The 26,260-nt window shown below is 71.2% G+C and carries 25 protein-coding genes; 16 read left to right on the forward strand and 9 right to left on the reverse strand.

What is annotated here, in order from left to right; all coding sequences use genetic code 11:
* Positions 1-20: 20 nt before the first annotated feature.
* The 10 genes from ACWEFB_RS07100 (at position 21) to ACWEFB_RS07145 (ending at position 11,185) form a co-directional block, all read left to right on the forward strand.
* Positions 21-1,487 (forward strand): phosphatase PAP2 family protein, encoded by a 1,467-nt coding sequence (locus tag ACWEFB_RS07100; protein ID WP_452283063.1) that lies wholly within the window; start codon positions 21-23, stop codon positions 1,485-1,487.
* The gene (locus ACWEFB_RS07105) at positions 1,484-2,128 is read left to right on the forward strand and encodes a helix-turn-helix domain-containing protein (RefSeq protein WP_452283065.1); all 645 of its coding nucleotides are present in this window, start codon (positions 1,484-1,486) and stop codon (positions 2,126-2,128) included. The genes ACWEFB_RS07100 and ACWEFB_RS07105 overlap by 4 nt, the downstream gene beginning before the upstream one ends.
* The gene (locus tag ACWEFB_RS07110) at positions 2,046-2,639 is read left to right on the forward strand and encodes an ATP-dependent Clp protease proteolytic subunit (RefSeq protein ID WP_452283067.1); all 594 of its coding nucleotides are present in this window, start codon (positions 2,046-2,048) and stop codon (positions 2,637-2,639) included. The genes ACWEFB_RS07105 and ACWEFB_RS07110 overlap by 83 nt, the downstream gene beginning before the upstream one ends.
* A gap of 52 nt (positions 2,640-2,691) precedes the next feature.
* Positions 2,692-3,744, forward strand: a complete 1,053-nt coding sequence (locus ACWEFB_RS07115) for a hypothetical protein (protein WP_452283069.1) — start codon at positions 2,692-2,694, stop codon at positions 3,742-3,744.
* A gap of 79 nt (positions 3,745-3,823) precedes the next feature.
* Positions 3,824-4,447 carry a DinB family protein gene (locus tag ACWEFB_RS07120; protein ID WP_452283071.1) on the forward strand — a complete coding sequence of 208 codons (624 nt, stop codon included), beginning with the start codon at positions 3,824-3,826 and terminating at the stop codon, positions 4,445-4,447.
* Positions 4,448-4,744: 297 nt separating this feature from the next.
* On the forward strand, positions 4,745-6,133 hold the full coding sequence (locus ACWEFB_RS07125; RefSeq protein WP_452283073.1) for a M1 family metallopeptidase: 1,389 nt from the start codon (positions 4,745-4,747) through the stop codon (positions 6,131-6,133).
* 191 nt (positions 6,134-6,324) lie between these two features.
* On the forward strand, positions 6,325-7,746 hold the full coding sequence (locus ACWEFB_RS07130) for a cellulase family glycosylhydrolase (protein ID WP_452283075.1): 1,422 nt from the start codon (positions 6,325-6,327) through the stop codon (positions 7,744-7,746).
* Between the two features lie 772 nt (positions 7,747-8,518).
* Positions 8,519-9,493 carry a trypsin-like serine peptidase gene (locus tag ACWEFB_RS07135; protein ID WP_452283077.1) on the forward strand — a complete coding sequence of 325 codons (975 nt, stop codon included), beginning with the start codon at positions 8,519-8,521 and terminating at the stop codon, positions 9,491-9,493.
* A gap of 131 nt (positions 9,494-9,624) precedes the next feature.
* A complete protein-coding gene (locus ACWEFB_RS07140; RefSeq protein WP_452283079.1) occupies positions 9,625-10,065 on the forward strand; it encodes a carboxypeptidase-like regulatory domain-containing protein in 441 nt (146 codons plus the stop codon).
* Positions 10,066-10,237: 172 nt separating this feature from the next.
* A complete protein-coding gene (locus ACWEFB_RS07145) occupies positions 10,238-11,185 on the forward strand; it encodes a sporulation protein (protein ID WP_452283081.1) in 948 nt (315 codons plus the stop codon).
* Positions 11,186-11,327: 142 nt separating this feature from the next.
* On the opposite strand, the gene ACWEFB_RS07150 is transcribed toward ACWEFB_RS07145, so the two are convergent.
* On the reverse strand, positions 11,328-11,717 hold the full coding sequence (locus tag ACWEFB_RS07150; protein WP_452283083.1) for a hypothetical protein: 390 nt from the start codon (positions 11,715-11,717) through the stop codon (positions 11,328-11,330).
* Positions 11,718-11,942: 225 nt separating this feature from the next.
* On the opposite strand from ACWEFB_RS07150, the gene ACWEFB_RS07155 reads away from it, so the two are divergent.
* Positions 11,943-12,344: a hypothetical protein gene (locus ACWEFB_RS07155; RefSeq protein WP_452283085.1), complete on the forward strand. Its 402-nt coding sequence runs from the start codon at positions 11,943-11,945 to the stop codon at positions 12,342-12,344.
* Here ACWEFB_RS07155 and ACWEFB_RS07160 read toward each other — a convergent pair.
* Positions 12,331-14,586 (reverse strand): HelD family protein, encoded by a 2,256-nt coding sequence (locus ACWEFB_RS07160; RefSeq protein WP_452283454.1) that lies wholly within the window; start codon positions 14,584-14,586, stop codon positions 12,331-12,333. The genes ACWEFB_RS07155 and ACWEFB_RS07160 overlap by 14 nt on opposite strands.
* Positions 14,587-14,936: 350 nt before the next feature.
* Positions 14,937-16,085 carry a LolA family protein gene (locus ACWEFB_RS07165; RefSeq protein WP_452283087.1) on the reverse strand — a complete coding sequence of 383 codons (1,149 nt, stop codon included), beginning with the start codon at positions 16,083-16,085 and terminating at the stop codon, positions 14,937-14,939.
* A gap of 95 nt (positions 16,086-16,180) precedes the next feature.
* On the opposite strand from ACWEFB_RS07165, the gene ACWEFB_RS07170 reads away from it, so the two are divergent.
* Both ACWEFB_RS07170 and ACWEFB_RS07175 read left to right on the forward strand, forming a co-directional pair.
* Positions 16,181-16,837 (forward strand): response regulator transcription factor, encoded by a 657-nt coding sequence (locus ACWEFB_RS07170; RefSeq protein WP_326559871.1) that lies wholly within the window; start codon positions 16,181-16,183, stop codon positions 16,835-16,837.
* A 101-nt stretch (positions 16,838-16,938) separates the two neighbouring features.
* Positions 16,939-18,318 (forward strand): sensor histidine kinase, encoded by a 1,380-nt coding sequence (locus ACWEFB_RS07175; protein WP_452283456.1) that lies wholly within the window; start codon positions 16,939-16,941, stop codon positions 18,316-18,318.
* A gap of 73 nt (positions 18,319-18,391) precedes the next feature.
* Here the strand turns inward: ACWEFB_RS07175 and ACWEFB_RS07180 are convergent, their stop codons facing one another.
* Positions 18,392-20,470: a tetratricopeptide repeat protein gene (locus tag ACWEFB_RS07180; protein ID WP_452283089.1), complete on the reverse strand. Its 2,079-nt coding sequence runs from the start codon at positions 20,468-20,470 to the stop codon at positions 18,392-18,394.
* Between the two features lie 58 nt (positions 20,471-20,528).
* Positions 20,529-21,005 (reverse strand): MarR family winged helix-turn-helix transcriptional regulator, encoded by a 477-nt coding sequence (locus tag ACWEFB_RS07185; protein ID WP_452283091.1) that lies wholly within the window; start codon positions 21,003-21,005, stop codon positions 20,529-20,531.
* Between the two features lie 47 nt (positions 21,006-21,052).
* Here ACWEFB_RS07185 and ACWEFB_RS07190 point away from each other — a divergent pair, with 47 nt between their 5' ends.
* A complete protein-coding gene (locus ACWEFB_RS07190) occupies positions 21,053-21,574 on the forward strand; it encodes a VOC family protein (protein ID WP_452283093.1) in 522 nt (173 codons plus the stop codon).
* Positions 21,575-21,643: 69 nt separating this feature from the next.
* Positions 21,644-22,579 (forward strand): hypothetical protein, encoded by a 936-nt coding sequence (locus tag ACWEFB_RS07195; protein WP_452283095.1) that lies wholly within the window; start codon positions 21,644-21,646, stop codon positions 22,577-22,579.
* A gap of 99 nt (positions 22,580-22,678) precedes the next feature.
* Here the strand turns inward: ACWEFB_RS07195 and ACWEFB_RS07200 are convergent, their stop codons facing one another.
* On the reverse strand, positions 22,679-22,852 hold the full coding sequence (locus ACWEFB_RS07200; RefSeq protein ID WP_326559866.1) for a DUF4236 domain-containing protein: 174 nt from the start codon (positions 22,850-22,852) through the stop codon (positions 22,679-22,681).
* Between the two features lie 539 nt (positions 22,853-23,391).
* Here ACWEFB_RS07200 and ACWEFB_RS07205 point away from each other — a divergent pair.
* Complete coding sequence (locus ACWEFB_RS07205; protein ID WP_326559865.1) at positions 23,392-23,913, forward strand: NADPH-dependent FMN reductase; 522 nt, start codon at positions 23,392-23,394, stop codon at positions 23,911-23,913.
* A gap of 22 nt (positions 23,914-23,935) precedes the next feature.
* Here the strand turns inward: ACWEFB_RS07205 and ACWEFB_RS07210 are convergent, their stop codons facing one another.
* From ACWEFB_RS07210 to ACWEFB_RS07220, 3 genes are all read right to left on the reverse strand, one after another.
* The gene (locus ACWEFB_RS07210) at positions 23,936-24,391 is read right to left on the reverse strand and encodes an RrF2 family transcriptional regulator (RefSeq protein WP_326559861.1); all 456 of its coding nucleotides are present in this window, start codon (positions 24,389-24,391) and stop codon (positions 23,936-23,938) included.
* Between the two features lie 47 nt (positions 24,392-24,438).
* Entirely contained in the window at positions 24,439-25,593 is a 1,155-nt protein-coding gene (locus ACWEFB_RS07215; protein WP_452283098.1) for an AraC family transcriptional regulator, read from the reverse strand.
* 156 nt (positions 25,594-25,749) lie between these two features.
* Positions 25,750-26,220 carry a hemerythrin domain-containing protein gene (locus ACWEFB_RS07220; RefSeq protein WP_452283101.1) on the reverse strand — a complete coding sequence of 157 codons (471 nt, stop codon included), beginning with the start codon at positions 26,218-26,220 and terminating at the stop codon, positions 25,750-25,752.
* Between the last annotated feature and the right edge of the window lie 40 nt (positions 26,221-26,260).

Below are 26,260 nucleotides of genomic sequence, written 5' to 3' on the forward strand. Positions count from 1 at the left end.
GGCATCGAGGAGGTGCGGGTGTGAGCGCGGTCAAGGACATACTGCGGCGACCGGGTGGCCAGTTTACCGAACGGAGCCTGGCCGGCCTCGTGTTCATCGTCGGCACCGGGGCGGGATTCGCCCTGCTGCTGACCCTGGTCCGGGTCGAGTGGGGACCGTTGCGCCGGATCGACGGTGGGGTGGCGGCCTGGTTCAACGAGCTGGTCTCCGCGCACGGCCCGCTGGTCACGGTGCTCCGGGCGATCACCGACCTGGGCGGTCGACCGATCATGGTCTGGCTGGTCACGGTCGCGGTGGTCGGGCTGCTGATCCGCCGGCAGGGCCGGTTGGCCGGCTACCTCCTGGTCACCGGGGCCGGTGCGCTGGCCCTGGACCCGTCGCTCAAGGCACTGGTCGGGCGCCTGCGGCCGGTGGTCGACGTACCGGTGGCGGCGGGAGTGGGCAACAGCTTCCCCAGCGGACACGCGCTCGGTTCGCTGGTCGCGTACGGGGCCCTGCTGCTGGTGTTCCTGCCGGCCATCCGGCCCCGGTGGCGGCGCCCGGCGATCGCGTTCGTGGCCGTACTGGTGTTCGCCATCGGGCTGACCCGGATCGCGCTCGGCGTGCACTTCGTCACCGACGTACTCGGTGGTTGGCTGCTCGGGCTGGCCTGGCTGGTCGTCACCGGGTACGCCTTCCGGCTCTGGCGGCGCGAGCGGGGCCGCCCGGTCCCGGAGCTCACCGAGGGGCTGGAGCCGGAGGCCCGGCAGGACCTGCGGCCGGCGCCCGCCGAGGAACGGATGCTGCCGCACCCCTGGGCCGGCTCCGCCGAGCTGGTGACCGGGTGGGTGCTGGTGTTCGCCGCCCTGTACGGCTTCGGCATGCTGGTCAGCTACTACGCCGACGGCACGTTCGTGGCGTGGCTGGACACCGAGGTGCCGCGCTGGTTCGAGGAGCACCGTACGGCCACTCTCGACTCGGTCAGCTACGGCTGGAGCAAGGCCGGGGACACGCACGCCATCCTCCTCGTCTCGTTGATCTTCTGTCCGCTGATCCTCGCCGTCTGGCGTCGCTGGCGACCGGTGCTGTTCGTCGTGCTGACCATGTTCGGGGAACTGTCGCTCTTCCTGACCACCGCCCGGGCGGTCGACCGGCCCCGTCCGGCGGTGGAGAACCTCGACGGCCCGATGCCGACCGCGTCGTTCCCGTCCGGGCACATCGCCGCCACCATGTGTCTCTACGCGGCGATCGCGATACTCGTGATGCCGCGTACGGACCGGTGGTGGCGCTGGCTGACCGTGGTCGCCGCGGTGGTGATGCCGCTCGGCGTCGCGCTCTCCCGGATCTACCGGGGCATGCACCACCCGAGCGACTTCGCCGGTGCCATCCTGCTCACCGTGCTCTGGGTCGGCCTGCTCTACCTGGTGGTACGCCCGAACGCGGACCTCGAACAGGACGACCCGGCGAGCAAGCCGGAACCCGCCGTGCTGGATAGAGTGGCGGCATGAGGATCGGCCCGGAGCAGACCGTCCCGTCCGCCAGCACCGGCCCGGCCCCGCCCCGGGTGGCGCGGGTCCCGGCCAGCCGCGTCGCGGCCACGGTCGGGCCCTCGCCGGCCGCCACCGGTCCCACACCGCCCCCGCTGCTGCGCCGCCTGATCGGCTCGGTGCTGCGCCGGGTACGGCTGCGCCAGGGACGGACCCTGCGCGACGTCGCCCGGATGGCGGGCGTCTCGGTGCCGTACCTCTCCGAGGTCGAGCGGGGCCGCAAGGAGCCCTCCTCCGAGGTGCTGGCCGCGATCTGCCGCGCCCTCGGGCTGCACCTCGCCGACCTGCTCGAACAGGTACGCGATGATCTGTCCCGGATCGAGCCCGCCCGCCCGGTCGGTCCGCCGCGTGCCGGCCGGGCAGGCGACGTCTCTTGCGCTGTCAGCGGATCTCCCGACAGCAGAAACCGTTCCCTGCGCCCGCGCCGCCGGGGGAGGCTGCACGAGTCGGTTATCCGGGCGAGCACCTCGCCCGCCGGCCGGGCAGGAGGCGGGATCTATGAACGGGCACAGGGTGTGGATGCGCGCCGAGGCGCAGGCCTCGTTCGGCGATCAGGTCTACGACCGGTTGCTGCAGGAACGGATCATCTTCCTCGGTACTGAGGTCGACGACGACTCCGCGAACCGGATCAGCGCGCAGATACTGCTGCTGTCGGCCGCTGATCCGGGGCGGGACATCAAGCTCTACATCAACTCGCCGGGCGGCTCGATCAGCGCCGGCATGGCGGTCTACGACACGATGCAGTTCGTCCCGAACGACGTCGCCACGATCGCCCTGGGGCTGGCCGGTTCGATGGCGCAGTTCCTGCTCTGTGCCGGCACGGCGGGTAAACGCTACGCGCTGCCGCACGCGCAGGTGATGATGCACCAGCTCTCCGGCGGCATCGGTGGCACCGCCGCCGACATCGCCATCCAGGCGGAGAACATGCTCCACGTCAAGAAGACCACGCACGAGCTGCTGGCCCGACACACCGGCCGTACGGTCGAGGAGATCACCCGTGACTCCGACCGGGACCGCTGGTTCACGGCCGAGCAGGCGAAGTCGTACGGGATGATCGATCACGTGATCGCCCGAGCCGGCCAGATTCCGGACCCGGCGCCGGCGCCGGCCTGACCGCATCGGTCCGGGGACCGGCCGGTGGTCCCCGGACACTACTGTCGACCAGGTGATCGGGCCAGAGGTGGACGGCGGGATCCGGCCGGCGGCCCCGCCGCTCGAGCCGGACGTGCCCAGGTGGATCCAACTACCGGTACGCGTGCTCGCCGCGCTCGTGATCGTGCCGCTGGGCCTGCTCTGGGAGGCGGTCCGGCTGACCGGCCGGCTGCTGGACCGTTACCTGATCCGTCCCGTGGGGCGGGCCGTCGACCGGCTGCTCTGGCGCCCACTGGTCTGGGCGGCCCGACACCTGGTCTGGCTGCCCCTGGTCTGGGCCGCTCGCGGCCTGGGCTGGGCCGCCCGCCAGCTGGTCTGGCTGCCGTTGCTCTGGGCCGCGCGGGGGCTCGCCTGGGCGGCCCGGCACCTGGTGTGGCTGCCGCTGGTCTGGGTGGCGCGCTACCTGCTGTGGTTGCCGCTGACCTGGCTCGTCCGTTACCTGGTCCTGGTGCCGCTGACCTGGTTGCACCGACTCCTCGCCCCGCCCACCCGGGCGGTCGTACGGATGCTCGCGGCGGCCGCCGGCTGGTTGCTGGCCCGGCTCGCCGCCGTGCTGCGCCTGCTCGGGGCGGCCGTGGTGTGGATCGGCCGGGTGGTGGCATCCGGTGCCCGGTTCGGCTGGTGGCTGTGCGGGGTGGTGGTGCGGGCCCTGTACCGGTTCCTGCTGCGTCCGTTCGGGCTGGCGGTGCGCTGGTTGTGGCGCCACGGTGTGGTCCCGGTCGGTCGTGCGCTGCGTTGGTCGGCGGGTCAACTCGCCCGCATGCTGCGCCCGGTCGGGCTGGTCGTGCTCTACCTGGGACGGCTGCTCCGGGCCGGGATGGGGTTCGGCTGGTGGCTGTGCGGGGCGGTGGTGCGGGCCCTGTACCGGTTCCTGCTGCGTCCGATCGGGCTCGCGGTGCGCTGGCTGTGGCGGCACACCGCCGTACCGGTCGGGCGAGCGGTCGGTCGGGTGTGGTCGGGAGGGGTCCTGCCGGCGCTCCGGTGGGTCCGTGAGGACGTGTTCGGTCCGGTGAAGGTGACCACCCGACAGGTCTTCGTCGCACTGGGTTTCCGCAAGCGGGCGTGAGTCGTCGTCGGGCCCGAATCGCCCCGGTGTCGGGGGCCGGCGGGACGTGAATGTCCAGCTCAGTCCGTAATCTGTGGCCATGAACATCGACTGGAACCGCGAACTGCTGGACCAGCTCGACTGGCACTGGCGCAACCAGCTCCGGCCCCGGCTCGACGGCCTCAGCGACCTCGAATATCTCTGGGAGCCGGTGGCCGGTTGCTGGAGTGTCCGTCGACGAGGCGAGAGCCGTACGGCGCAGGCGTTCGGCACGGGCGAGCATCTCCTCGACTTCGCCTATCCCGAGCCCGACCCGGCCCCGGTCACCACGATCGCCTGGCGACTGGGGCACGTGATCGCGAGCGTGCTCGGCACCCGTACCGCCTCGCATTTCGGGGGCCCTCAGGTGGGCTACGACTCGTTCGCGTACGCGGGCACGGCAAAGGAGGCGCTCCAGCAACTCGACGAGGCGTACGGCCGCTGGGTGGACGGGGTGCGGGGGTTGGGCGAGGAGGGTCTGGCCCGGCCGTGCGGTCCCGCCGAGGGACCGTTCGCCGAGTACCCGCTCGCCGCGCTCGTGCTGCACATCAACCGCGAGATGCTCCACCACGGAGCGGAGATCGCACTGCTGCGCGACCTCTACCGGGCCGGGCCGGGGCGGGGGCCGGCACCGGGATCGGATCGACTGGACGCCGGATCGGGGCCGGGACCGGAATCGGATTGACCGGGGACCGGGCCGGGGCGGAGGCCGGCACCGGATCGACCGAAGAGACGACGGAACGACGAGATAGTGATGAGCTTGACTATCTTTCGGTGTGGCGGGTAGCGTACCTGGCTTAACCGGTTAAGAGTCCGGCTGGCGCGACATCCTGTGGTGGGGATGACGGCGTCCGGGCGGGTTGGACGGGCGACCGTCGGGCCGCCCGGACGCCCGGGTCCGCCGATCGCGCAACGGCTTACGTCCGTACCGTCCGGCCCGGTGTCTTCCCCGGCCGGAACACCGGCACTAGCGTGACGCGCTATGCACATGATTCGACGGATCACGGCGGTCGTCGCAGCGGCGACCCTCACCCTCACCGTCACGGGCGTGCCGGCCAGTGCCGGCAGGAGCAGGGTCGGCGCACCCGGGGCCGGGGACGGCTACTTCCCGCTCGCCGGCAACGGCGGTTACGACGTACGACACTATGGACTCGAGATCCGGTACCAGCCGGCCACCCGGGCGTTCTCCGGGGTGGCGACGATCGAGGCACGGGCCACCGACCGGCTCGACCGGTTCAACCTTGACCTGCGCGGATTCGACGTCCGCTCGGTCACCGTCGACGGGAGGTCGGCGCGCTTCGACCGGGACGGTCAGGAACTGCGGATCTCACCCCGGCACGGCCTCTCCTCCGGCGAGCGGTTCACGGTCGTGATCCGTTACGACGGTACGACCGGCCAGCCGACCGACAACGAGGGCGCGCTCTACGGTTGGGTCTCCACCCCGGACGGCGCCTTCGTCGCCAACGAGCCGGAGGGGGCGTCGACCTGGTACCCGGTCAACGACCACCCCACCGACAAGGCCAGTTACGACTTCCGGATCACCGTGCCGGAGGGCAAGACGGCGGTGGCCAACGGCGAGTTGGTCAGCCAGCGGACCAGGGGCGGGTGGACCACCTTCACCTGGCGGGCCACCGACCAGATGGCGAGTTACCTCTCCACCGCCGCGGTCGGCGACTACGAGCTGCGGCGCAGCACCGGCCCCAAGGGGCTGCCGATCATCGACGCGATCGACCGGGACCTGGGACCGGACGCCGCGGCCGGCCTGGCGCGTACGCCGGAGATGATCGCGTACTTCAACGAGCTGTTCGGGCGTTACCCGTTCACCTCGTTCGGTGCGATCGTCGACGACGACGAGGACGCCGGGTACGCCCTGGAGACCCAGACCCGGCCGATCTACTCCGGCCCGCCGTCCGAGGGTACGGTCGCACACGAGCTGGCCCACCAGTGGTTCGGCAACAGCGTGAGCCCCGAGCGCTGGCAGGAGATCTGGCTCAACGAGGGCTTCGCCACGTACGCGGAGTGGCTCTGGACCGAGCACACCGGCGGCACCACGGCGGCGGCCCGGTTCGACACGTACTACGCCCGTCCGGACACCTCCGGGATCTGGAACCCGCCGCCGGGCGACCCGGGCGCGGACAACCTGTTCGCCGGTTCGGTCTACACCAAGGGCGCGATGACGCTCCAGGCGCTGCGGGAGAAGATCGGCGACCGGGCCTTCTTCGCCCTCCTCCGCACCTGGTACGCGGCGAACCGTGACGGCACGGTCGGCACCGCCGACTTCGTCCGGCTGGCCGAGCGGATCTCCGGTCAACGGCTGAACGCCTTCTTCCAGACCTGGATCTACACCCCGGGCAAGCCCACCACCTGGTGACGTCGGCAGTGGAGGGGGTCCGGTTGTCGCCGAGGCGACGACGGGACCCCCTCAACTTAACCGGTTGCGTTCATCGATACATGGCCCTACTCTGATCCGTGCGCCGCAGGAAGCCGGGTGGCAGCTGCCGGGCAGCAGTTGCCGAACCCTCACGTCCCCTCCCCGTTTCGGGGCTCTTCCTGAGGTAGGCCATGAAAACACGTGTCTCCGTCGCCGTTGCGGCGCTGCTCGCTGTCCTCGTCTCCGTACTCGCGTTCATCCAGCCGGCGCACGCCGCCGCCGGCTTCACGGTCAGCGGCGGACAGTTGCTCGACGCCAACGGCAATCCGTTCGTGATGCGCGGGGTCAGCCACGCGCACACCTGGTACCCCAGCCAAACCGGTTCATTCGCCAGCATCAAGGCGCTCGGCGCGAACACCGTACGGGTGGTGCTGAGTTCCGGCGCCCGCTGGACGCAGAACACCGCCAGCGACGTCTCCAGCGTGATCAACACCTGCAAGCAGAACCGGCTGATCTGCGTACTGGAGGTGCACGACACCACCGGGTACGGCGAGGAGGGTGCGGCGATCACCCTCGACCAGGCGGTCAGCTACTGGATCAGCATCCAGAGTGCGCTCGCCGGCCAGGAGCGCTACGTCATCCTGAACATCGGCAACGAGCCGTTCGGCAACAACGCCAGCGTCAGCGCGACCTGGCCGACGGCGACCCGCAACGCGATCACCCGGCTGCGCAACGCCGGGTTCGATCACACGATCATGGTGGATGCCCCGCACTGGGGTCAGGACTGGCAGTTCATCATGCGCGACAACGCGCAGTCGGTGTTCAACAGCGACCCGGACCGCAACACGGTCTTCAGCGTCCACATGTACGGCGTCTTCGACACCGCCGCCGAGATCACCGACTATCTCGGCCGGTTCCGCAGCGCCAACCTGCCGATCGTGGTCGGCGAGTTCGGCCACAACCACTCCGACGGCAACCCGGACGAGGACACGATCATGTCCTACACCCAGGCCAACGGGATCGGGTACATCGGCTGGTCATGGAGCGGGAACGGAGGCGGCGTCGAATACCTGGACATGGTCACGAACTTCGACGCCAACAGCCTGACCTCATGGGGGCAGCGGATCTTCAACGGCGCGAACGGGATCCGGCAGACCTCCCGCGAGGCGAGCGTCTACAGCGGCAACCCGACCACCCCGCCGACCACGCCCACCACCCGCCCGCCGACCACGCCCCCGACCACTCCGCCCACGACCCGCCCGCCGACCACCCCGCCGACCACCCCGCCGGTGACCACCCCGCCCGCGGGTACGCGTACCTGCACCGCGACGTACACGGTCACGGGACAGTGGCAGGGCGGTTTCCAGGGCGACGTACGGGTGACCGCCGGCGGTGCGGCGATCAGCGGCTGGACGGTGAACTGGACCTTCGGCAACGGGCAGACCGTCAGCCAGTCCTGGAACGCCACGGTCACCAGCAGCGGTTCGGCGGTGACCGCGCGGAACGTGGGCTACAACGGCAGCCTCGGCGCGGGTGCCGGGACGAGCTTCGGCTTCATCGGTACGTGGAACGGCATCAACAGCGTGCCGACCCTGCGCTGTACGGCGAGTTGACCCACCTGCACCAGCGCTGACCCGTTCGGGTGGCGCGACATCGGGACCGATCGGTGGACCGGGGTCCCGTCACCGGTGGCCGGACCCATTCCCGGGTCCGGCCACCGGCCTTTCCGTCGGGTTCCCGGCTCTTTGCGGGTATGGGCGATCGTCGCCTTCGCATACCGGCAATCGCTGCACTGGGGGACGGGTGGGCGCATTCCTCGGACCCACCCGAAAGGCGACGATAATTGGGTTGCGTGTTGTCGTGTTCATTGCATCGGATACGGGCGCGGCGGAATGGGCACGACCCGGTTCGGTGCTCTCCCCATTCGGCCCGGTGACCCGTACGGCGGGTCCCGCCGGGATCTGCGCCCGGCGTGGTACGCGCAGCTCAGTGGGGGAGCGAACGTGAATGATCACCTCTCGTCGAATTCCGGGCGGCAGAGCGACTTCTACCGTACCGATGGGATTTAACTCCTTGTCGCGGATCTGACACGGTATATCCCGGTAAAGCCGTCGCGGCTCCCTTCCTTCTCTGTAATCGTCGCTCTACAGTGAGCGATATCAGCAGGTGGGAGTAGTGGCCCACCGCAAGGGGGTGCCGAGTCGAGATTGTCCGGGGAGCCTGAACCGGCAACCGGTTGACGACCGGCATTCGGCATGGCCCGCAGGCGTCTGCCGCGGATCATCGCCGTTATCAGTTCGAATATCCGGCCGGGCCCGTGTGGTCCGGGGCCGAATATCGCCGTGCTCATTAGAGCCGGGTACGTGAGGGAAAGGGAGTTCCCGAATGAACACAAGAAAAGGGCTCGGTCGAACCTGGGTGCGCGGGATGACGGTCATCGTGACCATCATGGCCACCGGTCTGACCGTCGCCACCGCCCCGGCGAGCGCGGAACGGGCCTCGGTCCGTCCCGACACACCGGTGGCCAGCGACGGTTCGCGTATGTCGGTGCCGAGCCGGGCCGCGATCGGCGGCGTTTCCGGCTTCGCCGGCACCGGCAAGATGGTCGGCGCGAACCTGACCGCGCCGAGTGGCTCCTCGACCACCGCCCTCGGTACGGAGTCGATCTTCGGTCCGGACAACCGGATCCGGATCAACCCGACCACGTCGTTCCCGGCCCGTGCCGTCGTCATGATCACGCGGAGCGGTGGCGCGCACTGCACCGGCTGGTTGTACGGCCCCGACATCGTGGCCACCGCCGGGCACTGCGTACACACCGGCGGCAGCGGCGGTTCGTGGTACACCGGACAGCTCACCATCTGGCCGGCCCGCAACGGTGCCTCGGCGCCGTACGGATCGTGCTCGGTGCGTCAGCTCTACTCGGTCACCGGCTGGACGGTCAGCGGCGACGAGGCGTACGACTACGGTGCGATCAAGCTCAACTGCACCATCGGCTACAGCACCGGCTGGTTCGGGTACTGGTGGCAGGCGGCGAGTCTCGCCGGTGCCAGCACCCTGATCAACGGCTACCCGGGTGAGAAGCCCTTCGGCCAGCAGTGGCGGGGCGACTCGGTGGCCCGCACGGTCGCGGTGAGCCAGGCGAACCAGATCTTCTACAGCAACGACACCACCGGTGGCATGAGCGGCAGCCCGATCTACCAGCTCCGGGCGGCGGGCAGCTCGTGGTGCACCGGCTACTGCTCGATGGGGATCCACGCGTACGGGTTCCCACACATCGGGTACCCGCACAACACGTACAACCACGGAACCCGCATCACCGAGGCGCGGTTCAACAACCTGCAGGCCTGGAAGGCTGCCTGACCGATCAGATGGGTGGGCCGGGGGAACCATCCTCCGGCCCATCCGGCTGTTCGCTCACTGACTGTCATCGCGACGGAACCGGAGTGGCCGCGCGTACGTCATATGGTTCAGATCATCATAAGGAGCTACCAATGCGGTCAACTCATGCTCGCGTACTCGTCTCGGCGGTCTTCGCGGTCGCCGTACTCTCGGCCTGCGCCCAACCCGGCAACGCGCCCGGCTCGGCTGGCGGGCCGGGTGGCGACTCACCGCTCTCCGCGTCCGACCCGGCGGCCGACTCCGGCCGCGCCACCAACCGGGGTACGGTCACTGGCCGCGTCCTCGCCGCCGACGGCTCACCCGTCGCCGGTGTCGCGGTCGCCCCGAAGTCGCTGGACGACCCGGCCAGGGCGATTCCCGAACTGGTGGTGGTCAGCGATGACAAGGGCGTCTTCCACTGGACCCTCGAACCCGGCCGGTACGAGTTCCGGGCCCAGCCCACGGCCGGCGCGGCCGTCTCCGGCCACGCCGCGCCGCAGACCGCCACGGTGACCGTCGGCCAGACCGCCACCGTCGACCTCACGCTCGGCTGACCACGCGCGTCCGACGCCGGTGCGGCCCGGTGCCAGGCCGGTCCTTCGATGACGGATTTTCACGTCCGGACACGTACAGGTGACGATCCGGCTGCTCTCAGCGATCTCACAGGGACGACAACTACCGTGTAGTACGTCGTACGTCGATCCACGGTGGATGGTGTCAAAGCCCATGGTCTTCAAGAAGATGTTAAGCGCCCTCGGTGTTGGTGGTCCGAGCGTGGACACGGTGTTGTCCAACCCGAACACCCGGCCCGGTCTGGTGCTCGACGGCCAGGTCAACCTCCGCGGTGGGGACGCCGCGGCCAATATCGAACACATCAGCCTCGCCCTGGTCACCCGGGTCGAGATGGAGTCCGGCGACAACGAGTACGCCGGCACGATGGAGTTCCACCGGCTGCCGGTCACCGGGGCGCTCCAACTCGCCGCCGGTCAGCAGCTCAGCATCCCGTTCCAGCTCCCGGTGCCGTGGGAGACCCCGATCACCGACGTCTACGGTCAGCGCCTGCACGGCATGACCATGGGACTCCGGACCGAGCTGGCGATCGCCCGCGCGGTGGACAAGGGTGACCTCGACCAGGTGTCGGTGCACCCCCTGCCGGTGCACGAGCGGATCCTCGGGGCGTTCAACCAGCTCGGGTTCCGGTTCAAGGGTGCCGACCTGGAACGCGGTCACATCCGTGGGGTCCAGCAGACGCTCCCGTTCTACCAGGAGATCGAGTTCTTCGCCGCCCCGCAGTACGCGCACGTCGTACGCGAGGTCGAGCTCACCTTCGTGACCAACCAGTACAGCGTCGACGTGATCATCGAGTGTGACAAGCGGGGCGGGTTCTTCACCGGTGGCCACGACAGCTTCGGCCGCTACTCCGTACAGCATGCCGGTGCCGAGGCGGTCGACTGGACCCGTCAGGTCGACGCCTGGCTGAACGAGACGATCTCCGGTTACGGCAGTCGGGCCAAGCAGGGCGGCCACGGCTACCACGGCGGTCGCGGTGGTCACGGCGGGATGGGCGGCGCTGTCGCCGGTGCCGCGCTCGGCTTCGGCGGCGGCCTGCTCGCGGGCGAGATGCTGGAGGACGCGTTCGGCGGCGACGACGGTGGCGGCGACTTCGAGGAGTAGTCGGTGCCGCTTCGGGCAGCCGGAGCCGGTTCGAGAAGTAGACGTGCGGATGCCGCGGTCGCCAGGGAGAACCTGACGACCGCGGCACCGTGATGCTCAGGGAGTGGACCGTTTCCGGTCACGCCCGAAGGCGCCCTCGTGGTTAGCGGTTGCCACCGCGACGCCACGAGCTGCCGGCCTTCGCGATACCCCGGCTGAGCATGTAACCGATGCTCAGCAGGGCGATGAAGAACCAGGCCCGGTCAGCGCGGAACACATCGAGGCCCGCGTTGTCGTTGCCGATGATTACCGAGGCGGCGATCACGCCACCGACGGCTGCCAGAAAGACGTAGAACTCGGTGGTGAGGAAGGCGGGCTTGGTCTCGCTACCCGGCTTGCCACCACGTCGCCCCACAGGCTGGTCGTAACCGGCGTGCCGATCCGACATGTCCATGTCGTACCCCTGCATGTGCTGCTGGTCCGACATGGGCCGGTTCATCGTGGGCTGGTCCGACATCGGTCGTTGCGACCTGGACGGAGTCTGCGTACTCATCTTTTCCTCCTCAGGATTCGATGAGGCTTTCCGAACGCTCCCTCGGCCACGAACCGATCGGCCCGAGGTGAGGGCGGCACCACCTGGCTACCCGGCGCACTTTCCGGCAAACGGCCGACTCCGATTGGCTTCGTCCCAGCTCAGGGGCGGGTCGGGAACCGTTTAGCGGGCCGCCGCACGGGCAGGCAACCGGTACGGATGGCTTCCCATTGAGGTGGTGTGAACGTGCGCGGAGACGACGAGAAACGACAATCGACCCGACGGGCCGAGGATCGGGTCGGTCGGGGCGAGTACGGGCCAGCCGCTACGGACGAGGTGACCCTGCCGGGCGACGAACGGCGGGAGGCTCAGTCACGGGACGTCGACGACCCGGCGGACGCGAAGGCGGATACCGGCGTCTGGCGCGATGGTGGCCCGACCCGGACACCACGGGGCATGGTGACCACCACCGGCGGCACCGCCGGCCCGGCGAGTGTTCGCCGGACCGGCCCGCCACGGGGCAAGGGCAAGGTGGCACCGACCACCACCGGTGACGCGACCACCGGCGGGATGAGTACCCCGGCCGGCGGTTCGACCAGCGACCAGTCGAGCGACGGCAGTCAGGTGGGGAACTTCACCGACCGGTGAGACCTGCCCCGGTGGTGCGCAGTACACCGAGCCGCTGGGTGGCGCGGGTGAGCGCGACGTAGAGGTCGCTGAACCCGCGCGGTGACTCGGCCACGATCCGGTCCGGCTCCACCACCAGTACGGAGTCGAACTCCAGGCCCTTGGCCTGGGGAACGGTCAGCACCACCACCCGGCTCTCCAGCTCGGGGTGCTCGCCGATGGCCGCCTCCGGCACCGCGTCCGTGATGACCCGGCCCAGTTCGGCGGCCAGGCCCTCGGGCACGATCACGCCGAGCCGGCCGTCGTCGACCGCACCCGCCTCGGCGAGGGTGCACTCGACCAGGCGAGCGGCCAGGTCGGTGGGCTCCACCCGGACGTCCCACGGCGGTACGCCGGTGCTGCGTACCGCCCGGGGCGGCTCCAGGGTCGGGTCGATCTCGGCCAGGACCCGGCCGGCGACCGCCATGATCTCGGCCGGGGTGCGGTAGCTGACGCTCAGTTCCCGGATCCGCCACCGGTCCGCCACGTACGGCCCCAGCGCCTGCCGCCACGAGGCGGCGCCGCCCAGGGCGCCGGTCTGGGCCACGTCCCCGACCACCGTCATCGAACGGCTCGGGCAGCGGCGCATGAGCAGCCGCCAGGCCATCGGGGAGAGTTCCTGAGCTTCGTCGACGATGATGTGCCCGAAGGCCCACTTCCGGTCGGCCGCGGCCCGCTGGGCGGTGGTGAGCCGGTCACCGGTCTCCTGTCGCTCGGCCAGCCGGTCCGCGCCGAGCAGGTCCGTCACGCCGAGGATCTCGCCGCCCTCCGCCTCGTCCTCGGTGTCGATCGACCGGGAGCCGAGGGCGATCTCGAGCGCACCCTCGGCGTACTCGATCAGTTGCTGGCGTTCCCGCTCGACCAGCGCCTGCGCGGACCGGTCGTCCTCGCCGAGCAGCTCGGCGCACTCGTCCAGCAGCGGCACGTCGGCCGGGGTGAACCCGCCGGTCGGGTCCCGGTGCAGCAGGTCCAGCTCCGCACCGGTCAGCCCGGCCCCGATCAGGTCCGCCCCGGCGGTGGCGATCCGTTCGGCGGACCCGAGCAGGTCGGACAGGAGCTGCTGCGGGGTGAGCACCGGCCAGAGTTGGGCCAGCGCGTCCTGCACCCCGGATTCCTCGCGCAGCTCGCGCCGGATCTCGGCGAGGTCGGCCTCTTCGAGGAGGTTGTCCCCGCCGAGCGGGTCGGCCCCGATCCGCTCGGCGACCTGGTGGGCCAGCGCGTGGATGATCTCGAGGTCGAAGAGCGGCTGGGCCAGGTTGTGTGGGCGGCCGGAACGCCGGGCCCGCTCCCGTGCCGCGAGCACGGTCTGCCGGTCCAGGCGCAGGGTGTCCCGCTCGACCACCACGTCCATGCCGTCCTCGGGCGCCTCCTGCCGGTCACGGATCGCGGCGGCGAGCAGCTCGGTCATCACCGGCCGACCCTTGATCTCGGCCACGACCGGTGACTCGGCCCGGGTCGCGGTGACGCCGGGGAAGAGCTCGCCCACCGTACGCAGGAGCACGCCGGTCTCGGCCAGCGTCGGCAGGACCTGCGAGATGTACCGCAGGAAGGTGGCGTTCGGGCCGACCACCAGCACGCCACGGGTGGAGAGCTGCTGCCGGTGCGTGTAGAGCAGGTACGCCGCCCGGTGCAGCGCCACGGCGGTCTTGCCGGTGCCCGGTCCACCCTGCACGACCAGCACCCCGGCCAGGTCGGCCCGGATCACCCGGTCCTGCTCGGCCTGGATGGTCTGGACGATGTCGCCCATCCTGCCCGTGCGGCTGGCGTTGACGGCGGCCAGCAGGGCGGCCTCACCGGTCAGCCCCTCGTGCTCGGTCTTCCGGGCTGCGGCGAGGTCGAGCACCTCGTCGTTGATCCCGGTCACCTTCCGGAACCGGGTACGGATGTGCCGGCGCCGCCGTACCCCGTCCGGTGAGGCGGCGGTGGCGAGGTAGAACGACCGGGCGACCGGTGCCCGCCAGTCGATCAGGAGTGGCTCGTACCCGCCGTCCTCGTCGAAGACGCCGATCCGGCCGATGTAGCGCGGCGGACCCTCGTCGACGTCGAGCCGCCCGAAGCAGAGACCATCCTCCACCGCGCCGTACTGCTCGACCTGTTCGGCGTACATGGCGATGGTGCTGTCCCGTTGGGAGCGGGCCTGCTGCGTGCCGCCGACGCTGCGCAGCTGTCCGGCCAGGCGTTGTGCGGCCCGGTCGCGCAGCCGGTCGAGGCGGCCGTAGAGCATGGAGACGTAATCCTGCTCGTGGCCGATCTCGTCGGCGTGCTGGTCATCCGAGGTTTCGGAGTACCTTGACAAACCTTCTCCCCATTAGCTAAGATGCATTGAGAACGGCATTCTTTTGCCGTTCTTTTTTCGTGTTCGAATGACGAACATAGCGCGGTAACACGTACTCCGACCATGGTCCTATCGGTCGGTGCCGCGTTCCGGCTGATCGCCGAAACCATTATCGACTCCGCCGCCGGAGCCCTCCCGCTCCGGCCCGCCGTTGGTTCGACCACTGACGAGTTCCGCCGGCCGGCATCGCCCGTGGGCGACACCGACCGGCGGATGCTCCGATCAGTTTGGCGGTCCGGTCAGCGCAGGCCCCCGGCCACCTCGTACAGCCGTTGCGGGGTGACCGCACCGGCCAGTACCCGGCCGTCGTCCAGAAGCAGTACGTTGACCAGCCGAGTGCTGAACAGCCGACCGCTGCCCCAGTCGCCGCTCTGCTTCGGGAACGCGTCGAGCAGGTTGCCCAGCAGGTCCGCCGAATCGAAGGACTGCGGGCCACCGCCCTGCGCGCCCGCCGGGAGTTGCCCCGCGGCCAGCTCGGCCGGCACCCGGCCGACCACCACGGTGGTCCAACCCTTGCCGACCGTGGTCGGTGCGTTCGCCTTGTCCGCGTCGGTGCCGGTGCCGGCGCCGTGCGGCTTGTCCGTGGCGCGCTTGTCGCCGTTGGCCTCGGTCACCTTGGCGCCCGGCGGCGGGTTGAAGGTGAACTGGCTGTCGCCCGGCCGGTTGAAGTCGACCTGGGTGAAGGCCACCTCGAAGGCGGCCTCCTCGGTGCCCTCGGCGAACAGCTCGAACCTCAGCGGCAGGTGTTCCTTGGCGTCGATGGCGATCCGTACCTGACCGACCAGGGACGCCTCGTCCCGAGGCTGGAGCACCAGCTCGTACGCGTCCCGCCCGGCGATGGTCGCGGACCGGCCCACCGTCACCCGGGTGCTCGGATCGATCGCCGCCAACGCCTGGTCGGCCGCCTCCTGGGGAGTCGACGGCAGCCCGGTCGGGGCGGAATCGTCGGTGTCCACCGAGGCGGGCAGCCGGTAGTGGGTGGCCTCGTTGCCCTGACTGCGCCAGTTCCACACGTCGGCGCCGTTGCGGATGAAGTCGCTCTCACCGAGGGTGCCGAGCAACGCCACCCTGGTCTTGTCGGGGCCGGCGTACCAGACCCGCAGGGTGTGCGTACCCGAGGCGAGCGCGGCCAGGTCGGCGCTGCCGGAACCACCGAGGCCCGGCAGCGCGGGCAGGCCCAGGTCGGCCCGCTGCACCACCGTGCCGGAGAAGCCCTCCACCTGGGCGGTCTGCAGGTCGACCAGAAGCTGGGCGGCGCTGCGCGGCGGCAGGGCCGGCTCGGCGTTCGCGCTCAGTGTGCCGATCGCGGCGCCGCCGCCGACGACCACCGCCGCGGCGGCGAGCGGTACCACCCAGCGCAGCGCCGGGCGGTTCGTGAAAACTGACATCTGTAGCACCTCCTGCTCCCATGGTGCCCTGTCGGTGCTGTGGTCCGGCTGAGAAGTGGTGTGCTCCGCCCCGGTCACGGTGGCACCCTTGGCGGGTGCGGTTGCTGGTGGTGGAGGACGAGGCGAGGCTCGCCGCTGCTTTGCAGCGGGGTCTGCAGGCCGAGGGGTTCGCGGTCGACGTGGCCGGCGACGGACGGACCGGTCTCGACCTCGCCCGGCACGGTGGCTACGACGCGATGATCCTCGACGTGATGCTCCCCGGACTCTCCGGCTACCGGGTGGTACGGCAGCTACGGGCCGAGGAGCAGTGGCTGCCGGTGCTGATGCTCTCCGCCAAGGACGGCGAGTACGACCAGGCCGACGGGCTGGACTGCGGGGCGGACGACTACCTCACCAAACCCTTCTCGTACGTCGTGTTGCTGGCCCGGCTGCGGGCCCTGCTGCGTCGGGGCGCGCCGCAGCGCCCGGCGGTGCTGACCGCCGGGGACCTCAGCCTCGATCCGGCCAGGCGGCGGGTGACCCGCGACGGCGTGGAGGTCGACCTGACCGCCCGCGAGTACGGGCTGCTGGAGTACCTGCTGCGCCGGGCCGGGCAGGTGGTCTCCAAGACCGAGCTGCTGGACCACGTCTGGGACGCCAGCCTGGAGACCGCGCCGAACGCGGTCGAGGTCTACGTCGGCTACCTGCGCCGCAAGATCGGCCGCGACCGCCTGCAGACCATCCGTGGTGCCGGTTACCGGCTGAACCAATGAGTCTCCGCGTCGCCCTGCGCCCCCGGTCGGCAAGGGTCTCGTCCGGTACGAAACGGGACGGGGAGGCACCCTTTCTCCGGCTGAGACTGCGTACCCGGCTGATGGTGATCGGGGTGGCGGGACTCGCCGCCGGCCTGTTCGTCGGCGGGGCGCTGCTGGTCGGGGCACTGGGCTGGGCCCTGCAACGCACCGTCGACACCGAGGCGTTCAAGACCGCCGACGCGGTCGCCATGCTGGCCGCCGAGAACGCCCTGCCCGATCCGCTTCCGGTCGCCGGAGGGGAGGTACGCGTGCAGGTGATCGACGAGCGGTTGCGGATTCGGGCCGCCAGCATCGACGCCGATCGCCTGGTGCCGATGCTCAACCGGGAGCAGCTCGCCCGTACCCATGACCGGTCCGGGGTCTACATCCCCGGCCGGCAGATCGGCCTGACCGGCCCGGTGCGCGTGGTCGCGGTGCCCGCTGGGCCGCCCGAGGACCCGCAGACCGTACTCGTGGCGAAGTCGATGACCGATGTCACGCAGAGCGTGAAGATGGTGCGCAGCATCCTCCTGGTCGGGTTCCCGCTGCTGCTGGTCCTGCTCGCGGTGGTCGCCTGGCGGGTGATCGGTGCCACCCTCCGTCCGGTGGAGGCGCTCCGGGCCGGGGCGGAGGAGATCACCGGAGGTGCCCGTCCGGGGCAGTTGCCCGTACCGGCGTCACGGGACGAGATCCACCGGTTGGCGGTCACCCTCAACGGCATGCTCGACCGGATGGAGTCGGCCCGGGTACGTCAGCGGGCCTTCGTCGCCGACGCCGCCCACGAGTTGCGCAGCCCACTGGCGAACATGCGTACGCAGTTGGAGGTGGCGCAGCACCTCGGCGACCGTACGGACTGGCCGGCGGTCGCCGACGACCTGCTTGCCGACACCAAACGGCTGAGCCGGCTCGTGGACGACCTGCTGCTGCTGGCGCGGGCCGACGACGGAATACCCCGGCAGCGCCGGTCGAGTGGGCCGATCGAGCTGGTGGAGTTGGTCGACGGCGTGGTCCAGCGGTATGCGTCGCCGCCGGTGCGGGTCGTACCGACGGCCGGGGACGCATGGACGGAGGGTGAGCCGGACGCGTTGGACCGGGTCCTGGCCAACCTCCTCGACAACGCGGTACGCCACGCGGCGGGCGAGGTGGTGGTGACCGTGGTTCCGCAGCAGCGCGACGATCGGGGCTGGCACCTGGTGACCGTCAGCGACGACGGTCCGGGCATCCCCGCCGCTGACCGGGATCGGGTGTTCGACCGGTTCACCCGGCTGGACGACGCCCGGGCCCGCGACGGCGGCGGAGCCGGCCTGGGCCTGGCCATCGTCCGCGAGCTGGTACGCCGCCAGGGTGGCACGGTCCGGCTGGCCGACGCGGGCGCGGAGGTCGCCGGCACCCGTCCCGGCTCGGGCCCCGGTCTCCGGGTCGAGGTACGGCTACCGGCGGCAGCCCGACCGCCCGACTGACAGCGGCAGCCCGACTCTCCGACTGGCAGCGGCAGCCCGATTCTCCGACTGGCAGCGGCCCGGCCGACCGGGATCAGCTCGACCGGTTGGTGCAGACCGGCTTGGTCCGGCCCACCAGGTCCACCGAGTAGACGACGGCCACGGTGAAGCAGTAGTCGGTGTTCCGGTTCAGCGAGTAGACGATGAAGTTGGTGGTCCCCGGCGCCAACTCGTAGATGGCCCGCGGTTCCTGGCCGGTCCGTCCGGCCGACACCACCACCGGACCCTCGGCACCCGGCGGATAGATCCAGGTCAGGCTCACACTGTCCCGGCTGTCCCGGATGGCCAGAGCGGTCGGCGGCGCACCGGGGGAGACCTGTGGTGCCGCGACCGGGCCGGGGGCGGTTGCCTCGGGTGTCGTGCCCGCGGCCGGGCCGCTCGGCGTCGGCCCGGTGGGGCCGGTCGGTTCCGGATCGGAGTCACCGGTCAACGCGAACCCGGCGACCACCGCGACCGTGCCGAGCAGGACCACCACCAGGCCGGCGAGGATGACCGGCAGGGTTCGCCGCAGCGGCCGGCGCGGTGGCTGGTAGATCCGGACCGGCAGTTTTGCCTGCGTCCGACGTTCCGGCAGGTGCCTGGTCCCGGTGCCCCCACCGGCCTCGCGGAACGGGTCCCGGCCGCTGTCGGGGTCGGCCGTCATGCCGGGAACGGCGGGCGGCAGCGGGGACGATCCGCCACCGGGGGTGCCGTGGTTCCAGGCGGCGCCGGTCGGTGCGTGGTCCCAACCGGACCCGGTCGGTGCGTGGTCCCAGTCGGTGCCGGTCGGTTCGCGGGCCCAGGAGTCGTTGTCCTGGTCGGCGGGGTGTTCGGTCCGCCAACCCGTCCGGCCGGTGGACGTCCAGCCGGCCCGCTGGTCGTCCGGTCCGTCGACGGGCTCGTCCGCCGGGTCGGACTTGGCCCGGTCGGGAGGCCACCACTGGTTGTCCCGGTCCGTCGCGCGGTCGTCGGCCGCTGGGTAGACGGTGTCGGCCGAGGACGCGCCGGGACCGAACGGCCCGTGGTCGGCCGGTTGCCGGGGCGGCGGCACGCGCGGTGGCGGCATCCGGGGCGGGGGGAGCGAGGGCGCCGGCTCGGCGTGCGCCGGAGGGCTGTCGGTTGGTGCCCCGTATGCGTCCACGGCGGAAACGTCCGCCGGGGCGGCGTAGGTGTCGGCGTCGGCCGGGTAGGTGTCGGGGGGAACCGGGTAGGTCTCGGCCGCGGGTGGATATCCGCCGGTCGCGGCCGGGTACGCGCCGGTCGGGGACGGATTGCGGTCCGGGGCGGCATAGCGGTCGTGCGCGGTGTAGCGGTCCTGGGCGGTGTAACTGTCGGGCGGGGGCGCGGGGCTGTGGGCCTGGGTCGGGTAGCCGGCGTTCGGTCCGGCCGTGCGATTGCCCGGCTCGTCCGGATCGGCGGACTCGGCCGACTGACCGTCGTGGCAGCTGTGGTCGGGATTCGCCGCCGCTCGGGCGAGTGCCGCCACCTGGGCGGCGAGCGGATGGTCGGCGGGCAGGTGCTCGCGACACAGTTCCCGGGCCAGGGCCAGGTGCTCGTGCGCCTCGGTGAAGTGCCCGCAGTCGCGCTGCATCGCGCCGAGCCGGGCGAGCATCCTGATCCCGCTGAGGTGACCGTCGCCGTACACCTCGCGGTGCAGTTCCCAGGCGTCCTCGAGCCGGTTGCGCGCGAGCTGGCACTCGCCCTGGGCGTACTCCACTGTGGCGAGGTCGGCGTGGGCGGCGAGCACCCGCAGGGATTCCGGACCGTCGTTCGCGGTCAGCTCGATGATCACGTCACGGTAGAGCCGGGCCGCCCGTTCGTGGCTGCCGACCCGGTGCAGGACCGCCGCCAGGGTGGCCGCGCTGGCGACCGTACGCTGGTCGGAGGGGCCGTAGAGCCGGTCGGCGGCGGCGTACGCGAACGAGGCCCAGCCCCGTGCGGAGTGCGGTTCGCCGAGGGCGACCAGCACCCTTGCCTGGAGCCCGGCCGCCTCGGTGAGTTCCGGTGAGGCGTTCGCCGGGCTGGGATCGGCGCTGTTGAGGGCGGCACCGAGCAGTTCCTGAGCCCCGGCCAGATCGCCGGAGGCCACGAGCTGTTGCGCCTGAGGGGTGAGATCGCCGAAGCCGGGAGACACGTCCCATCGTGCTGGTCCAGCAACGTTCAGTACAAGGGGCCGATGGGGGGCAGTTTGGTCATGATGCCGGACGTTTCGGGTCGAGATGGTCGACCAATGCTTCGCTGATCCGCCGCAGTTGGTCGATCTGTGCTGGGCTGAGCGGGTCGAACAGGTGCCGGCGTACGCCCTCGACGTGGCCGGGTGCGGCTGCCGCCAGCGCGGCGAAGCCCTGGTCGGTGAGGACGGCGAGCTGGCCGCGCCGGTCGGTGGGGCAGTCCTCGCGCCGTACCCAGCCGGACTGTTCGAGTCGCCCGACGGCGTGCGAGAGCCGGCTGCGCGACGAACCGGCCGCCTCGGCGAGTTCGCTCATCCGCAGCCGGCGGTCGGGTGCCTCGGAGAGGTGCACCAGGATCACGTAGTAGGCGTGCGGCATGCCGGCGTCGTGTTGCAACTCCCGGTCGAGGGTCTCCATCAGCGCCTGGGTGGCGGCGAGGAAGGTCCGCCAGGTGCGCTGTTCTTCGGGATCGAGCCACCGGGTCATGATGCAGAGCATAACCCTGGTGGTTGAACGCTCAACTATCTCGCGGTACCGTTGGTCGTATGGGTATCCACCGGCTCAACCACGCCGTACTCTTCGTCAGCGATCTTGCCCGGAGCGTCGCCTTCTACCGTGACGTGCTCGGCTTCCGGCAGGTCGCGATGACGCCGGACAACTTCGCCGGGGCCGCGTTCCTCCAGGCGCCGGGCTCCACCAACGACCACGACCTCGGGCTGTTCGAGCTGGGCGCCGGTGCCGGCCCGTCCGCCGCCGGTCGGAGCACGGTCGGGCTCTACCACCTCGCCTGGGAGGTCGACACCCTGGACGAACTCTCGGCCACCGCGCTGCGGCTGAGCGAGGCGGGCGCGCTCTCCGGCAGCTCCGACCACGGCACCACCAAGAGCCTCTACGCCCACGACCCCGACGGACTCGAGTTCGAGGTGGTCTGGCTGGTCCCGGCCGACCAGCTCGACGACGCGGCGATCGCGGCGCGCAAGCGCATCGGCCGGCTCGACCTCGACCGCGAGAAGCAGCGGTACGGCGGGCAGACGCGCGGCGGCGTCGGGATCTCCGTACCGGTCTGACGGGTTCGGCCGGTCGCCCGGGGCGGGGCGGATGTGACACCGCCGCGGGTGGCACGGTAGAACCGCAGGATGGTTCCCGATCCGATCGCCGCCGTCATCCGTGACCTGCTCGTTCGTCAGGTCGCCGAGTGGGCCCCGGGCGCCCTGCAACGGGGCCGCCGGGCCACCCTCGTGTACGCCTACACCGGCGCGGACACCGGTACGGTCGAGTCGGTCCTGCGGGTCTTCACCGGCCTGACCGACTCGTTGCGGGGGCGTCGACTGGCGGCGGTGGTCCTCGCCGCGTCGCCGGGCGACCCGGGGCTCGGCGTCGACCAGAGCGGACTGCCCGCCGAGGTGAGCGTGTACGCCGTACCCGGTGGGCTCGACCGGCTGGCGGTGGTGCTCAAGGCGGCCGGCGCGGCCGGCGCCCCGGTCCTGGCGGTGCTGGACGCGAGCCACGGCCCGGCACCGTCTCCGGCCACCCTCGCAGCCCTGGCCGCCGGGCGACCGGCTGAGCTGCTTCTGGTGCTCGGTGACGGTGCCCGCGCCGGATCCGACCATCGCGCGACGGTGCCGGAGGCCGGGTTCGACCTGGTCACAGAGGTGGAGCTGGTCGCTGCGCCGGAGCGGGAGCCCCGGCTGGTGGTGTTCGGCACCTCGTCCGGCAAGCGGCTGGAGGCGTTCAAGGACGGGATCTGGACGGTGGGCCACGGCATCGGGGTGAGCTACCGGGATCCGCATGGACCTGGTGAGGCGGTGGACCTCACGCCGAACCCGTCCCCGGACCCGCTCGCCTCGCGGCTGTTGGACCGGCTCACCACGATCGGCCCCGGTACGGTCGGCGAGCTGCGCCTGTTCACGATGACGCGGAGCATCTACCGGGCGGAGGACGCCAACCGGGCTCTGGTGGGACTGCTCGCCACCGGCCTGGTCAGCCGCGACCCCTCGTCCGGGCGGCTCGGCGGTGACGTGCTGGTCGAGGCGGTTGTACCCGTGCCGGATCAGCCGTCGGTGGACGGTTGACCGGGCCGGACCCGGCCACAGCGATCGACCGCAGGGCATCCGTACCCCGGATACGGTGAGGGGCCGGCTGGTCGGCCGGCCCCTCACCCGATTCCTCGGTCAGCGCTTGTCCTGCTTCCAGGACAGTGGTCCGGGCAGGTCGACGCGGTGTGCGCGGGCCTTGGAGTTCCACGACCAGCGGCCGATCTTGATGCTCCAGGAGGAAAAGCCGTTCTCGGTGAAGTTCAGGATCAGTGGGCCGAACTTCTTGCGCTTACGGAACATCAGACCCATGGCCGTGCTCCCTTCGTGAAAACAGTCGGTGTCGGGGGGACGGATCGAAGGTTCCCCCGGCGACGGTCCGGCAAACCTCCCGTTGTCCTCATCGGACGGAGGCGATACTGGCCAGGAACCCGCCCGAGGACGAAGAACGTCAATGAATAATCCTACTTACCACATGGGATTTAAGGAGTTGTTCTGGCCATGACGCCGCAGGTCGATCAGGTAGCCGGGCAAAAGTCCCGAATGGTGGATGGGGGTTGACCGGCTCCTGGTGCAGCGGCAGCATGGGGGGAGGCAAGGGTGGGCCGAGCCTGTCAATCCCATTTCCCACGGCCATGTCCGCTTGCCGGGTCCCGATTATCCATCCGGCAGTCACCGCCCGTTGTCGCGCTGCTTCGCAGCACGCGCCGCACAACCACCGGTGACGGTCGCTCCCTCCCCGGGTCGCCGGCCACCGATGTCCGACCGACCCGTTCCCCGATCCGTTGTGGATTCCGGCCGCCGCCCGTTCCGTCGGGTGAGCCGGCCCAGTTGCGCCGAGGAGTGACACCATGATCGTCACCGTGTCCGGCGATCCGCGTCCCCACTCATCCACCCTGGACCTGGCCGAACGGGTCAGCGCCGCGATCGCCGCCCATCTCGCCCAACCGGCGCCGGTCACCGTCGATCTCGCCTGGCTGGCCCCACACCTGCTCACCCCGGACAGCGTCGAGGTCACCCGCGCCGTCGACCTGGTCTGCCGGGCCAGCCTGCTGGTCGTCGCGACCCCGACCAGACAGGGCGGCTACGCGGGCGTACTCAAGCTGCTCGGTGAGGCCCTGCCCGCGGAGGGCCTGCTCGGGATCGGCGCGGTGCCGGTGGTGACCGCACCCGAGCCGCGGGGCACCCACGAGACCCACCGGCAGCTTGCCGAGTGGCTGACCGCCCTGGGTGCCTCGGTGGTGGACCCGCCGCTGCTGGTCCCGGACACGCTCGTCGCCCGGCCGAGGGCGGTGGCACTCGCGTACGCCGCCCGGCTGTTCGGCACCCGGCCCGCCGTACCGGCCCGTCGCGCGGTGCGCCTGTCCGCCTGACCGGGCAGAACCGCCGGTTGGACTAGCGCGGCTGCCAGGCGTCCGGGCGAGTGGTCAGCTTCCGTACGTGGGCGGGCATCCGTCCGCTGACCAGCTCGGCCAGGCTCACCTCGTCGACCACGTCGCGTACGGCCGCCCGCACCGCGACCCAGAGCCGGGGCAGGTTCTCGGCGGCGCCGTCGTACTGGGTCTCCTCGGGGCGCAGCCCGCGTACGCCGGCGAGGGGACCGTCGACGGCGCGCAGGATCGTCCCGACGCTGACCTCGCGGGGCGGGCTGGCCAGGGTGTACCCGCCCTCCGCGCCGCGCTGCGCCCGGACGATGCCGGCCCGGCGCAGGTCGGCCAGCACCGCCTCGAGGAACTTGCGCGGCATGTCCTGCTGCTGGGCGATGGCCTGGGCCGACATCAGCGACGGGTACGCCGAGGCGAGACTCAGTGCCGCCCGGACCGCGTAGTCGCCGCGCGCTGAGATTTGCACGACACCATCATGCCTGCGGACGCTGTTGAACAGGCAACAGGCTCGCGCTAAGTGCGCACGGACGCGTGGGGCGGCGTTCCGACCAGGGGTCCGGATGTCACCGGCCGCTGCCCCGGCACCCGCTGCTGGCCCGGCTGCCCGGCGCCGATCCCGTCGCCCGGCCCGCCACCGCCACCGCCATCGGCGCCGGGGCCGGGGCCGATTCCGCCGCCCGTGCCGGCGGCCCGCTGCCGCTCACCGATGGAGCTGCCGCCGATCGGACCGCCGTCGGTTGGGCCGCCGCCGAGGGGGCTGCCGTGCGACGGGCCGTCGAGCGGGCTGCCACCGGTTTGGCTGCCGCGGTCGAGGCCGGCTCGGAACGTACCGGGACTCTGGCCGACCTCGCGCTGGAAGAACCGGCCGAAGTTGGTCGGCTCGGGAAAGCCGAGTGTCCGCCCGACGTCGGCGATCGGCTCCTCGGTCGCCGCCAGCAGCCGCCGGGCCTGCAACGCCACCCGGTCGTCGACGAGCTGCTTCGCGCTGCGCCCGGTCGCCGCCAGGCAGGCGCGGGTCAGCGTACGCACCGAGCAGCCCAACCTGGCGGCGTAGTCCTCCACCCGTCGGCTGGTCCGGTAGTGCTCCTCGATCTCCCGGCGCAGCCGACGGTAGGTGCCGGTCGTCTCCGCGTTCGCCGCCGGTGCGTCGACCCCGGCCTCCTGGTCGGGGAGCAGGGCGAGCCGGAGCAGCAGCACGGCGAGCTGGTGGCGGAGCAGTTCGGCGGCGAGGGGACCACCGCCGTGCCGCTGACAGTCGACCACGAGCTGGCTCACCTCGTTGATCACCGCGTCCTGGTCCTCCCCGGCGAGCTGCCAGTGGGTGGTGCCGAACGGATGTCCGGTGGTCCCGTCGGAGGCGATCCGGGCCAGCACGTCACCCGTCCAGCAGATCACCACCGCGTCCAGCCCGGTCGGGCCGTCGGCGCGGATCAGTTGCCCCGGCCGGACCAGGATCAGCGTGCCGGGCCGGCACTGGTACGTACGGAAGTCGACCTCGTACGTTCCGTGCCCGACGGTCACCAGGATCAGGACGTGGTGATCGAGCAGCACCGGCCGTCTCCGCCCGGGATCGACCGACAACTCGCGCAGCGTCGTGGTGCCGATGCCCGCCCCCGGTACGAAAGCGGACCCGGCCGTGTCGGGGGAAGTCTGACCGAAACGGACCATCCGCCTGACGGTAGCCGCAGCTCAACCGCCGCGCATCTGCGCACGCCGAGGCGTGACTGATCGATTTGCGCGGGGTGACCGGATGGGACCGGCACCGAGCCGGCTGGCGGGACCCACCGGACGGTGGGCCGGTGCCGGCCCCGGCGGCGGTGGTGATTACTGACCGGGCGTCGGGTCGTCGATGCCGTACACCTTCAGTTCGCGGACCCGCTCGGTCTCGAAGGTGGCGCCCGCGCGCTCCAGCAGCGCCGGGTCGTCGTCGACCGCGAACTCCGGCAACACGTCCGTCTCCTCCACCTGGATGTGGTGGGTGACGGCATCGGCGAACTCCTTCGACGCCTCCTCGAACCGCTCGCTGTCCGGGTCACAGGACCGCAGCGCGTCCAGCCGCTCCTGCGCCGGGCCGAGGTCCGGGATCGCGGGCGCCGGTCCCGCTGCCGCCTCGGCCGGCTTCGTCGCCCCGGCCAGCAGGGGATACACCTGCTCGGTGGCGCTCCGGTGGGCGGTCAGCCGGGCCGCGACCTCGTCCACCACCGCCACCCGGTCGACATCGGGGTCCCGAAGTTGGTGGAGCAGTTTCTCCAGGACCCGGTGGTCGGACTGGATCAGGCTTACCGCGTCGGTCATGGTTCTCATCCTCCTGGAGCCCGGGCAGTCGCGGGGTACC

Source organism: Micromonospora sp. NPDC004704 (assembly GCF_053601675.1).

Excerpts from the sequence above, each read along its gene's own strand:
- ACWEFB_RS07105 (WP_452283065.1), top strand. The coding sequence starts at position 1,484 with ATGAGGATCGGCCCGGAGCAGACCGTCCCGTCCGCCAGCACCGGCCCG.
- ACWEFB_RS07110 (WP_452283067.1), top strand. The coding sequence starts at position 2,046 with ATGCGCGCCGAGGCGCAGGCCTCGTTCGGCGATCAGGTCTACGACCGG.
- ACWEFB_RS07120 (WP_452283071.1), top strand. The coding sequence starts at position 3,824 with ATGAACATCGACTGGAACCGCGAACTGCTGGACCAGCTCGACTGGCAC.
- ACWEFB_RS07125 (WP_452283073.1), top strand. The coding sequence starts at position 4,745 with ATGCACATGATTCGACGGATCACGGCGGTCGTCGCAGCGGCGACCCTC.
- ACWEFB_RS07130 (WP_452283075.1), top strand. The coding sequence starts at position 6,325 with ATGAAAACACGTGTCTCCGTCGCCGTTGCGGCGCTGCTCGCTGTCCTC.
- ACWEFB_RS07135 (WP_452283077.1), top strand. The coding sequence starts at position 8,519 with ATGAACACAAGAAAAGGGCTCGGTCGAACCTGGGTGCGCGGGATGACG.
- ACWEFB_RS07140 (WP_452283079.1), top strand. The coding sequence starts at position 9,625 with ATGCGGTCAACTCATGCTCGCGTACTCGTCTCGGCGGTCTTCGCGGTC.
- ACWEFB_RS07145 (WP_452283081.1), top strand. The coding sequence starts at position 10,238 with ATGGTCTTCAAGAAGATGTTAAGCGCCCTCGGTGTTGGTGGTCCGAGC.
- ACWEFB_RS07150 (WP_452283083.1), bottom strand. The coding sequence starts at position 11,717 with ATGAGTACGCAGACTCCGTCCAGGTCGCAACGACCGATGTCGGACCAG.
- ACWEFB_RS07160 (WP_452283454.1), bottom strand. The coding sequence starts at position 14,586 with ATGCTCTACGGCCGCCTCGACCGGCTGCGCGACCGGGCCGCACAACGC.
- ACWEFB_RS07165 (WP_452283087.1), bottom strand. The coding sequence starts at position 16,085 with ATGTCAGTTTTCACGAACCGCCCGGCGCTGCGCTGGGTGGTACCGCTC.
- ACWEFB_RS07175 (WP_452283456.1), top strand. The coding sequence starts at position 16,939 with ATGGTGATCGGGGTGGCGGGACTCGCCGCCGGCCTGTTCGTCGGCGGG.
- ACWEFB_RS07185 (WP_452283091.1), bottom strand. The coding sequence starts at position 21,005 with ATGCTCTGCATCATGACCCGGTGGCTCGATCCCGAAGAACAGCGCACC.
- ACWEFB_RS07190 (WP_452283093.1), top strand. The coding sequence starts at position 21,053 with ATGGGTATCCACCGGCTCAACCACGCCGTACTCTTCGTCAGCGATCTT.
- ACWEFB_RS07195 (WP_452283095.1), top strand. The coding sequence starts at position 21,644 with ATGGTTCCCGATCCGATCGCCGCCGTCATCCGTGACCTGCTCGTTCGT.
- ACWEFB_RS07200 (WP_326559866.1), bottom strand. The coding sequence starts at position 22,852 with ATGGGTCTGATGTTCCGTAAGCGCAAGAAGTTCGGCCCACTGATCCTG.
- ACWEFB_RS07205 (WP_326559865.1), top strand. The coding sequence starts at position 23,392 with ATGATCGTCACCGTGTCCGGCGATCCGCGTCCCCACTCATCCACCCTG.
- ACWEFB_RS07215 (WP_452283098.1), bottom strand. The coding sequence starts at position 25,593 with ATGGTCCGTTTCGGTCAGACTTCCCCCGACACGGCCGGGTCCGCTTTC.
- ACWEFB_RS07220 (WP_452283101.1), bottom strand. The coding sequence starts at position 26,220 with ATGACCGACGCGGTAAGCCTGATCCAGTCCGACCACCGGGTCCTGGAG.